Below are 10,811 nucleotides of genomic sequence, written 5' to 3'. Positions count from 1 at the left end.
CCCCTGAAGGAACGTTTAAGACTAAGACGTTGATAGGCTGGGTGTGTAAGTGCAGCGATGCATTGAGCTAACCAGTACTAATGATCCGTGAGACTTAACCTTACAACACCAAAAGTGTTTTAGAGAGACAGATTTTCAGCGAATGTTCCGAGATTGGTTCTGATGGCTACGATGTAGCGGTTGGAATGAAACAGAATTTGCCTGGCGGCCATAGCGCGGTGGTCCCACCTGATCCCATGCCGAACTCAGAAGTGAAACGCCGTAGCGCCGATGGTAGTGTGGGGTCTCCCCATGCGAGAGTAGGACACTGCCAGGCATCAATTAAACGTTATCGGTTTGACACCCGGTAATGAGCAGGATCGCCCAGAGCGATTTTGCCACATCGAAAGATGTAACGTGAAAGAACCGGTGGAGCGGTAGTTCAGTTGGTTAGAATACCTGCCTGTCACGCAGGGGGTCGCGGGTTCGAGCCCCGTCCGTTCCGCCACTTATTTAAATTATGCCTGCTAATTTTAGCAGGCATAATGTTAAGCATGATTTAGGGGCGTAGCTCAGTTGGTAGAGCACCGGTCTCCAAAACCGGGTGTCGCGAGTTCGAGTCTCTCCGCCCCTGCCATATTAGAAACCCTTTGCGAAAGCGAAGGGTTTTTTTTGCTTTCTACTTTTCCTAAATCCTCGCTATTCCCCTGATAAATTGCCTAAAAACCCTACCAAACCTGTTCCCAATTTAGACATTTTTAGCTGGATCCATGTACAAAATGGTTGTTCTCCCGTGATGTGATGCCGCTCATTATTCCTGCCTGATTTTCGACTACACCTAATGGGGGTCGAGTCTTTGGATACCTACTTCACCAGAAAAATATGCAGCATACACAACAACAGTTACCGCTGTCTGAGGCCACCAGGAGCCAGGGCAGTGCGGGGAGAACAAACATGGTTAAACGTCTGCTGTTAGCGGCCGCCATCACTGGCGCATTGATAAGTACCGTACAGGCGGCACCGCTGGTCGTCGGTTTTTCTCAGATTGGTTCTGAATCGGGCTGGCGCTCTGCAGAAACCAAGGTATCGAAACAGGAAGCGGAAAGCGCGGTATTACTTTAAAAATCGCCGATGCTCAGCAAAAACAGGAAAACCAGATCAAAGCGGTCCGATCCTTCATCGCTCAGGGTGTTGATGCCATTTTCATTGCCCCGGTAGTCGCCACCGGGTGGACTCCGGTACTGCAAGAGGCCAAAGAGGCCAAGATCCCGGTATTCCTGCTCGACCGGATGATCGAAGTGAACGATCCCTCGCTGTATACCGCAGCCGTGGCGTCCGACAGCGTGCATGAAGGCAAGGTTGCAGGCGAGTGGCTGGTTAAAGAGGTCGCCGGCAAGCCTTGTAACGTGGTGGAGCTGCAGGGGACCGTGGGTTCCAGCGTAGCCATCAACCGCAAGAAAGGCTTTGCCGACGGCATCGCCACCGCCGCCAACGTTAAAATCATCCGCTCGCAATCCGGTGACTTTACCCGTAGTAAGGGGAAAGAAGTGATGGAAAGCTTTATCAAGGCCGAGCAGAACGGCAAAAATATTTGTGCGGTGTATGCGCATAACGACGACATGGCGATTGGTGCTATTCAGGCAATCAAAGAGGCGGGTTTAAAACCGGGTTCACAGATCAAAATCATCTCTATCGACGGTGTTCCTGACATATTCAAAGCGATGATGAATGGTGAAGCCAATGCCACGGTTGAACTGACGCCGAATATGGCTGGCCCGGCGTTTGATGCTCTGTTAGCGATGAAGAAAGATGGCACCCAGCCGCCGAAGTTTATCCAGACCGAATCGAAACTGCTGCAGCCGGATACCGCGAAACAGGAATTTGAGCTGAAGAAAAGCATGGGCTACTAATCCACTCACTGGCGGGACAGAAGATGGTCACATCTCAAACCACGTTGTTGGCGATTAAGGGATTATCCGTTGAGTTTCCTGGCGTTAAAGCGCTGGAGCAGGTTGATGTCACGTTGCAGCGCGGAGAGATTATGGCGCTGCTGGGTGAAAATGGCGCGGGGAAATCCACGCTAATCAAAGCGCTAACCGGGGTTTATCAGCGTTCCGCCGGTGAGGTATTGCTGGAAGGTGCCGCCATTGCCCCACAGAGTACTGCACAGGCGCAGCTGCTGGGGATTGGTACGGTTTATCAGGAAGTTAACTTGCTACCGAACATCTCGGTGGCGGCTAATTTGTTCATTGGTCGTGAGCCAACGCGCTTCGGCCTGGTCGATCAAAAGAAGTTGCTGCACCAGGCCCAGCAGCTTTTGCTGGGGTATGGATTACAGTTGGATGTCAGTCAGCCATTGGGCAATTACTCCATTGCGATCCAGCAGATTATCGCTATCGCGCGGGCGGTCGACTTGTCAGCCAAAGTTCTGATCCTGGATGAGCCAACCGCCAGTCTGGATGCCAAAGAAGTCACCATGCTACTGGGTATTCTCGGCCAGCTCCGCAGTCAGGGCATGGGGATGATCTTTGTCACCCACTTCCTGGATCAGGTTTACCGTATTTGCGATCGCATCACTGTACTGCGCAACGGTAAGTTAGTGGGTACCCGAATTACCGCTGATTTACCGCGTCTGGAATTGGTACAGATGATGCTTGGCCACGCGTTTGACGAGTCGCTGCTTAAACGAGGTGAGCACGCACCAACGGATGCGCCATCCCTGGTCGAATTCAGGGGTTATGGACGACGCGGCATGGTTGAACCCTTTGATCTGCAAATCCGTCCGGGCGAGATTGTAGGCTTGGCCGGTCTGCTGGGCTCTGGCCGCACGGAAACGGCTCAGCTGATATTCGGCATCAAGCCACGCGATAGCGGCAGTGCGAAAGTTGAGGGTCGTACGGTGAACATCCGCACGCCCCGTAAAGCTGCCAGCCTCGGTTTTGGTTATTGCCCGGAGGACCGAAAAACCGACGGGATTGTCGGTGCTGCGACGGTAAGGGAAAACATCATTCTGGCCCTGCAGGCGCAACGTGGTTGGTTAAAACCGCTATCGTTGCGGGAACAAACCCGCATTGCCGAGAGTTATATCCAACTATTGGGTATTCGCACGCCGGGGCCGGAGCAGCAGATCCAATATCTGTCCGGCGGAAATCAACAGAAGGTGTTGCTGTCTCGCTGGCTGGCGACCAAACCGCGCTTTTTGATCCTGGACGAACCAACGCGCGGCATTGACGTTGGCGCGCATGCTGAAATCATCCGCTTGATCGAAAAACTCTGTGACGAAGGGCTGGCGCTGCTGGTGATTTCGTCCGAACTGGAAGAACTGGCGGGCTATGCCGATCGTATCCTGGTGCTACGCGACAGAAAACACGTGGCGCAGCTTGAGCATGACGCCATTACGGTACCTGCGATCATGCAGGCGATAGCCGCGCAACAGGGGGCTGAATGAACCTCAGGAGTTTCTCCATGACCGGTGGACCACGTAAGGTCAGATGGGTCTTCCCCGCTGGGGCGACGCAACTGGGGGCGCTGGCGGTGATTTTGTTGATCGACAGCCTGGTGGCCCCGAATTTCTTTTCCATCCACATTCAGGATGGTCGGCTGTTTGGCAGTGTGATCGACATTGTTAACCGTGGCGCACCGGTAGCGTTATTGGCATTAGGCATGACGTTAGTGATCGCCACCGGCGGTATCGACCTTTCGGTGGGGGCCGTGATGGCTATCGCCGGTGCCACGGCCGCAACGCTGACCAGCGCCGGTTATCCGCTGGGTTACGTGCTGGCGGCTGCCTTGGCGGCGGGTGCGCTGTGTGGCCTTTGGAATGGCTTTCTGGTGGCGGTGCTGCAGATACAGCCGATTGTCGCCACGCTGATGCTGATGGTGGCCGGTCGCGGTATTGCGCAGTTGATCACCGAAGGACAAATCGTCACCTTTGAACGAGAAGGGCTGGCTCGGCTTGGCAGCGGTGCGCTGATGTATCTACCGATGCCAGCGATCATTGCCGCAGTGATGCTGCTGTTGATCTGGCTGCTGACGCGTAAAACGGCGCTGGGGCTGTTTATCGAAGCCGTGGGCATCAATCTGCGCTCGGCCCGCAATGCGGGGGTCAGTACGCGCTGGGTGGTGATGGCGGTATATGTCATCTGCGGACTCTGTGCTGCGGTGGCCGGGATCATCGTCACGGCAGATATCCGTGGTGCAGATGCCAACAATTCCGGACTGTGGCTGGAGCTGGATGCGATCCTGGCGGTGGTGATTGGCGGCGGCTCATTGATGGGCGGGCGTTTTAACCTGCTGTTGTCGGTGGTGGGGGCATTAATCATTCAGGGGATGAATACCGGTATTCTGCTGTCCGGCTATCGGCCGGAATTTAATCTGGTGCTGAAGGCGATCGTGGTGCTGGCGGTGCTGATGGTGCAATCGCCAAGCGTCTCGTTGCGCCAACTGCTTAGGAGAAGAAAGCCATGATCAAACGTAATCTGCCACTGCTGATTACTGTCCTGGTGTTCCTTTTGGGCTATGGTTTTTGCCTCACCCAGTTCCCCGGCTTTGCCTCAACGCGAGTATGGTGTGACTTGCTGACCGACAACGCCTTTCTTGGCATCGTCGCGGTAGGCATGACGTTTGTGATCCTTTCCGGCGGTATCGATCTGTCGGTCGGCTCGGTGATCGCCTTCACCGGGGTGCTATTGGCCAAATTGATCGGAACTTACGGTATCGCACCGGGCTATGCGTTTGTTATTGCGCTGCTGATGGGCGCGTCGTTCGGTGCATTGATGGGTTGGATTATTGATGTACTGAAACTTCCAGCGTTCATCATCACGCTGGCCGGGATGTTCTTCGTGCGAGGCATGAGTTTTATCGTCTCGGAGGAGTCAATTCCCATTGATCATCCGCTGTATGCCACGCTGGCGAACTATGCCTGGAAACTGCCGGGCGGCGGCCGCTTTACGCTGTTGGCGTTGGTGATGCTAATGGTGGTGGCGGTCGGCATAGTGTTAGCGCACCGCACCCGCTTTGGCCACAACGTCTACGCTATCGGTGGTAACCGGGTGTCTGCGGCACTGATGGGCGTGCCGGTACAACGTACGACGGTACTGATTTATATGCTCTCAGGCACATTGGCAGCCTTGTCCGGGATTATTTTCTCGTTGTATACCTCGGCGGGCTACGCGCTGGCCGCCAGCGGCGTGGAACTGGATGCCATTGCCGCGGTAGTGATTGGAGGCACCTTGTTGACCGGCGGGGTCGGCACCGTGTTGGGCACGCTGTTTGGCGTGCTGATCCAGGGGCTGATTCAGAGTTACATCACTTTCGACGGTACGCTCAGCTCCTGGTGGACCAAAATCGTTATCGGCATCCTGCTGTTCTGCTTTATCGGCCTTCAGAAGGCGATGAGCGCGTTTTGGCTTGGCAGACGAACCAAACCCCGTCATCCTCGCTTGAAGCCGCTATAGCGCCTCATGCTGTGGTATTTAAAGGTATTTTCAACAGTTGCCGGATCAATGGCTGTTGGTCGCTATTTTGCAGCCAAACGGCGTACAGCGGGCGGATAATCGGCGGGATATCGGCGGTGGCGGCCAACTGCGGATACTCCTTCTCCCATTGGCTGGGCAGGAAGGCACAGCCGCCGGTGGTTTCCAGCAGTTGTCGGGTCAGGTGTGCGGAAGTGGTGGTGAGTACCGGCAGGGTATCCCCTTCCAGCATACGAGTTTCCTGCTGATGGAAATCCGCCCCCCATTCCAGCTTGATATACGGCATCGGCGCCTGTTTATCACGCAGGGTGGAGGAGAACAACCGCAGCGAAAAATTGCCCAATAGCTGGCTGGCCAGTTCATCCATCTTGGGAGGTTCAGTGGTGATGAGCAAATCAAGCTGCCTTTCATGCAGCTGTTTTACCAAAGAGTGCCGTAACGCCACCCTGGCTTCCAGTTGTAACGCCTCACGCTGTTGATACAGCGATTGCAGCCACGGGGTCAGATAAGCTTCCCACAGCGACGCGGTGGCACCGATGGACAATTCGGTATGCTGCAGCGAACGCACTACCTCTTTTTTCGCCAACTGCCAGGTCGTCATCAGGCTCTCAGCGTAGGGCAGAAGCCGCTCCCCAGCTGGTGTCAGACGGATATTGTTACGATGACGAGTGAATAAATTCGCCCCCAATTGGGTTTCTAACTGGCGGATACGGAAACTGACGGCAGACTGTGTTAAGTACAAGGATTCTGCGGCTCGGCCAAAGTGACGCGTTCTACTGACCTCCAAAAAGGTTTTCAGTAATTCGGTATCCACACCCATCTCCAGAAATTTTTATCGTTAAGATTTAAATGTTTTGTTTTACACAATGTCAAGCCTATCTAATACTCCGCGCCATAAACAGCACGGCCATGAGAGAATTAGGAGCGTGTCAGATGGCGGATAGCTTCACCACGACCAATCGTTTTTTTGATAATAAACATTATCCTCGCGGGTTCTCCCGTCACGGCGATTTCACCATTAAAGAAGCGCAATTGCTAGAGCGTTTCGGGTATGCGTTCAATGAGCTGGACGCGGGCAAACGTCAGCCGGTCACTGAAGAAGAACAGTTGTTCGTCGCAGTGTGCCACGGTGAGCGTGAGCCGGTTACCGAGCAGGAAAAAGTATGGGCTAAATATCTGGTGCGCACACGCCGCCCGAAAAAATTCCATACCCTGTCCGGCGGCAAGCCGCAGGCTGATGCGGTGGAAGATTACACCGACAGCGACGACTGATATCGATGGGGCCTTTGGGCCCCATTTTTATTCCAGGCTGCGGTGCAGCTGCAGCAACAGGCGGTCCATACTGCGATAGCCAAGCGCTTCGCTCAAATGGCGCTTATCAATCTCCCGATCTCCCGCCAAATCGGCCAGTGTGCGAGCCACTTTTAAAATCCGTTGCCAGGCGCGAACCGACAATCCCAATTTGTTTAACGTCGTTTCAAGAAAATCCGCATCTGCCTCGCTCAGTGCGCAATCCCGTTCAACCTCGTGATTATTCAGCAGGGCATTGATCTTCCCGGCACGTTCGAGCTGCCTTTCACGTGCCAACAGCACCCGCTCCCGTACCTGTGCGCTACTTTCACCGGCGATACGTCGTTTGCTTAGCACGCCCGGTGGCAGCAGTGGCACCTCAATCGATAAATCGAAGCGATCGAGGAACGGCCCTGAAAGTCGTCCGAGATAGCGCAGCACCTGTTGTGGGGACGCGCGGTTGTGCATGCCCTGATAATGCCCGGTCGGGCTGGGGTTCATGGCCGCGATCAACTGTACCCTGGCTGGGAAGCAGACCTTGGCCGTGGCGCGTGAAATGACGATCTCGCCAGACTCCAGCGGTTCACGCAGGGCATCCAGCACCCGTCTTTCGAATTCAGGTAACTCATCAAGAAACAGCACGCCGTTGTGCGCCATGGAAATCTCACCCGGTCGCGGCAGTGAGCCGCTGTGATATATAGATATTAATGCGATGATGTTTTCTGACAAACAGTCACTTACCGGCTGGTTTTATGAAAATGGGTGCGATGATCTCACGCTAATAGGTGTTAAGGAGTGTGGAATGTATAGAAATAGCAGCGACAGCGTGCCGAGCCAACAGCGCAGGATAAAGCCAACCAGGCGTAGTGTGTCAGGTGCATACGCCTTTCGGGGGCATTCTGAAGTTGAGTTTGAATCGACGCTTGAGCGCGATTTTATCATGCAGGCAGACTTCAATCTGAACGTGCTTGATGTCATCCCCCAACCTGCGTCTATCCCATTCTTGGGGACAAACGGGCAGAAGTACACCTACACCCCCGACTTCCTCGTTTACTATCGCTTGGGTAATCTCACTTATCACAATTATCCAAAACCGCGCCTCGTGGAAGTTAAGCCAGAGGCGGAGTGGCGGGCAAACTGGCGCAAATGGCTTCCAAAATGGAAAGCGGCTTATCGGTATGCTCTACAACAAGGCTGGGAGTTTCACATTCACGATGAGTCCCGTATTCGCAATCAGGCACTGCATAACATCCGTTGGCTTAACCGCTATAGAAATATGCAGTTCCCGGAACAAGAAACACAATTGCTGACTGAGGCTGTGTGTGACGCCGGTTCTATATCGTTTGATCATCTCCTTTCCCGTTATTTCCTTGGGATGTACCAGGCAGTTGGTCAGACCCACATCTGGCATCTGGTTGCCACCCGTAAGCTGGATTGCGATATCACCAGACCTTTGACCCGGAATACCGAACTGTGGGTGGCTGAATATGAGTGAACTGCATAACCGTCGCAATCGAGAAGATGAAGAATCTTACGAGCCACAACGCGTCATGATAGCCGTTAAAATTGGTGAACTTGTTAGCCATACCGATGGGGTCTTCCGTATTATTCAGGTTGTTGACTTTGGCACGGTCGTTGGCATTAACCTTGAAACCGGTAGGCATGCGTCACTTCGCATACCCGAATTAAGGCCTTTGAAGGACGCTGAGGTGATTTTTCAGCCTAATGCTACCGATATAGAGGATATTGCCGATGAGGACTGGAAAATCGCGCAGGGGCGCTTTGCTGCGATCCAACCGTTTCTAGATCAGATGGTCTCTGGTCGCGACGATATGAAAAAGCGTGCGCAGGAAGTTGGTGTAAATGCGGCGACACTTTATCGATGGTTACAACGGTATAACAGTTACGGCACTGTGAGCGCTCTGATCCCGCTAAAAAGAGGGTGGACTAGCGGTAAAAGCCGTCTTTCATCAGAGATGGAGGCACTCATTAATGATGCGCTGGAGAAAGTTTATCTGACACGACAGCGTAACTCTGCCAGTAAAACCATTGAGTACATTGAAGGTGTTTGCCGCGAGCGAGGTATACAGCCTCCAAATCACATGACTATCAGGGCGCGTATTGCACGTCTGTCTGAAAAGGCAGTTCTCCGGGCCCGTGGATACCACGAAAAAGCACGCAACCGCTTTCATCCCACTCCTGGGATGTTCCCCAATGCTGATTACCCACTTTCAGTCATTCAGATTGACCATACTCCAGCTGATGTCATTCTTGTCGATGACCTGTACCGTAAACCAATCGGACGGCCTTGGCTGACGCTTGCGATTGATATTTACAGCAGAATGGTTACGGGTTACTACATTTCATTCGATGCGCCTTCTGAAACGTCAGTTGCCATGTGCGTTGCGCATTCTATTTTGCCTAAAGAAGAATGGTTGATGCTCCATAAGATAGATGCGGAATGGCCTGTATGGGGCAAACCCACAACCATTCACGTGGACAACGGCCCTGACTTTCGATCCGACAATTTTCGCAAATCCTGCATGGCTTACGGTATTAATCTTGAATTTAGGCCGGTCAAAGTCCCCCGTTATGGTGGGCATATTGAGCGATTGATGGGGACAGTGCTTCGTCAGGTCCATAGCCTGCCAGGAACTACATTTTCCTCGATTGGTGACCGTGTTGAGTACGATTCAGATAACAATGCAGTTATGACGTTAGGTGACTTTGAAAGCTGGTTTATCACGTATATCACTAAAGTTTATCACCATAAAATGCATTCGGGCACAGGCTTGTCACCCCTGAAAAAATGGGATGTGGGAATTTTCGGCAATGCAGATGTACCAGGAGCTGGTCTTCCTCCACGTCCGGCTGATCGCATGACGCTTCAGCTCGACTTTATGTCTTCAATCACGCGTACCATTCAACCTTTTGGTGTGACTTGGCATGACATGAAATATTACGCAGAGCCGCTTCGCCCCTGGATTAATGCGACAGACAGACCCACAGGGAAAAAACGTAGTTTTCTCTTCCGCTATGACCCGCGGGATATCAGTTCAATCTGGTTTTTCGACCCGGAACTTAAATCTTATTTTCGGATCCCCTTTGCTGATCAGACACGTCCGTCAATGAGTCTGTGGGAGTACAACCAGGTTCGACAAAAGCTCAAGGCCGAAGGCATTGATAGCGTAAATCAACATCTGGTCGATGCGGGGCTCGCGGAAATGCGGCAGAAAGTCGAGCAGGCGAGTGCTACAACCCGAAAAGCACGTCGTCAGGCACAGCGTCGCAAAGTGCATGAGTCAGGTATCACACCAGCTAACCCGAGCAGAAAAACTAAAGGTTTCCAAAAGCCGGATCGCCCCGCTCCTGACGCGTCAGAATATATTGATGGGCTCATTAAAGGTGACATTGACGATCCATACGGAGACCTGGCATGAACAATTTTTCGCATATTCACCCCGAATTTCATCATGTGATGTTGCTGAGTGATGCTGAACGTATGGATTTCCTAGATGCCCCACGCTGGATTGGCTATACCCGAGCGAAATACGTGCTCGACACATTACAAGGTCTGATGAGGCAACCTTCACGGCCAAGGATGACAAATCTGTTGCTGGTGGGGGATCCAAATAATGGGAAAACCACGATTGCCCGCCGATTTTTTGAGTTATGCGGTAAAGCATACGTCAATGATAATGCTGAACCCGTGATGCCGGTTGTGCTCGCTGAAGCACCACCGACCGCTGACGAAAAAGGCCTGTATATCTCAATCTTGGAAAGGTTCTATACGCCCTACCGGGCTACTGATCCGGTTTCAAAACTTCGTTATCAAGTGATCCATCTCTTCCGATCCTGTCATGTCCGTATGCTGATGATTGATGAGTTTCACTCCTTGCTTACTGGGACAGCACTCAAGCAGCGTGAGGTGATGAATGCCATCAAATTGCTATGTAACGAGCTGGCTATATGAATAGACCCTAGTTTCCTAGACTGTTCCGTGCCTCATGAACCAGGCACTTTCATAAACTGCAGGGGGTTGATCCTCACAGGCACTGTGGCGGCGTT

Annotated in this window: 8 protein-coding genes, 2 tRNA genes, 2 rRNA genes and 2 pseudogenes; 12 read left to right on the top strand and 2 right to left on the bottom strand. The window is 52.8% G+C overall.

The genetic code is table 11. From position 1 onward, the window contains the following. The 8 genes and pseudogenes from OC597_RS26500 to yjfF all read left to right on the top strand — a co-directional run. Positions 1-102, top strand: a 23S ribosomal RNA gene (locus tag OC597_RS26500); the annotation flags it as partial. A gap of 98 nt (positions 103-200) precedes the next feature. Continuing rightward, positions 201-316, top strand: a 5S ribosomal RNA gene (gene rrf / locus OC597_RS26495). Positions 317-410: 94 nt separating this feature from the next. Next, positions 411-487: transfer RNA gene (locus OC597_RS26490), tRNA-Asp, on the top strand. Between the two features lie 53 nt (positions 488-540). Next, positions 541-616 (top strand) — tRNA-Trp (locus OC597_RS26485). Positions 617-933: 317 nt separating this feature from the next. Further along, a pseudogene (ytfQ, locus tag OC597_RS26480) lies at positions 934-1,889 on the top strand (galactofuranose ABC transporter, galactofuranose-binding protein YtfQ). A 23-nt stretch (positions 1,890-1,912) separates the two neighbouring features. Beyond that, entirely contained in the window at positions 1,913-3,427 is a 1,515-nt protein-coding gene (gene ytfR / locus OC597_RS26475) for a galactofuranose ABC transporter, ATP-binding protein YtfR (RefSeq protein ID WP_262211149.1), read from the top strand. A gap of 17 nt (positions 3,428-3,444) precedes the next feature. Then, positions 3,445-4,446, top strand: a complete 1,002-nt coding sequence (gene ytfT, locus OC597_RS26470; RefSeq protein ID WP_261260353.1) for a galactofuranose ABC transporter, ATP-binding protein YtfT — start codon at positions 3,445-3,447, stop codon at positions 4,444-4,446. Beyond that, positions 4,443-5,435: a galactofuranose ABC transporter, permease protein YjfF gene (yjfF, locus tag OC597_RS26465; protein ID WP_261260351.1), complete on the top strand. Its 993-nt coding sequence runs from the start codon at positions 4,443-4,445 to the stop codon at positions 5,433-5,435. Before ytfT ends, yjfF begins: the two co-directional genes overlap by 4 nt. Before the next feature lie 4 nt (positions 5,436-5,439). Here the strand turns inward: yjfF and hdfR are convergent, their stop codons facing one another. Then, a complete protein-coding gene (gene hdfR / locus OC597_RS26460; RefSeq protein ID WP_261260350.1) occupies positions 5,440-6,267 on the bottom strand; it encodes an HTH-type transcriptional regulator HdfR in 828 nt (275 codons plus the stop codon). Positions 6,268-6,386: 119 nt separating this feature from the next. Between hdfR and OC597_RS26455 the strand changes: the two genes are divergently transcribed. After that, on the top strand, positions 6,387-6,725 hold the full coding sequence (locus tag OC597_RS26455) for a MaoP family protein (protein ID WP_085119975.1): 339 nt from the start codon (positions 6,387-6,389) through the stop codon (positions 6,723-6,725). A 27-nt stretch (positions 6,726-6,752) separates the two neighbouring features. Here the strand turns inward: OC597_RS26455 and OC597_RS26450 are convergent. Beyond that, positions 6,753-7,454 (bottom strand): annotated as a pseudogene (locus OC597_RS26450) (ATP-binding protein); the annotation flags it as partial. A 91-nt stretch (positions 7,455-7,545) separates the two neighbouring features. Here OC597_RS26450 and OC597_RS26445 point away from each other — a divergent pair. From OC597_RS26445 to OC597_RS26435, 3 genes are read left to right on the top strand one after another with little or no spacing between them, the layout of a single operon-like run. Next, the gene (locus OC597_RS26445) at positions 7,546-8,238 is read left to right on the top strand and encodes a TnsA endonuclease N-terminal domain-containing protein (RefSeq protein WP_262211147.1); all 693 of its coding nucleotides are present in this window, start codon (positions 7,546-7,548) and stop codon (positions 8,236-8,238) included. Continuing rightward, on the top strand, positions 8,231-10,183 hold the full coding sequence (locus OC597_RS26440; protein WP_262211146.1) for a TnsB C-terminal domain-containing protein: 1,953 nt from the start codon (positions 8,231-8,233) through the stop codon (positions 10,181-10,183). Before OC597_RS26445 ends, OC597_RS26440 begins: the two co-directional genes overlap by 8 nt. Then, positions 10,180-10,716, top strand: coding sequence for a TniB family NTP-binding protein (locus OC597_RS26435; RefSeq protein WP_262211145.1), 537 nt, complete (start codon positions 10,180-10,182; stop codon positions 10,714-10,716). The genes OC597_RS26440 and OC597_RS26435 overlap by 4 nt, the downstream gene beginning before the upstream one ends. Positions 10,717-10,811 lie beyond the last annotated feature (95 nt).

It is taken from the genome of Serratia proteamaculans, assembly GCF_946227095.1.
GTDB lineage: Bacteria > Pseudomonadota > Gammaproteobacteria > Enterobacterales > Enterobacteriaceae > Serratia > Serratia proteamaculans_E.
This window is presented reverse-complemented; position numbering and strand designations above follow the sequence as displayed.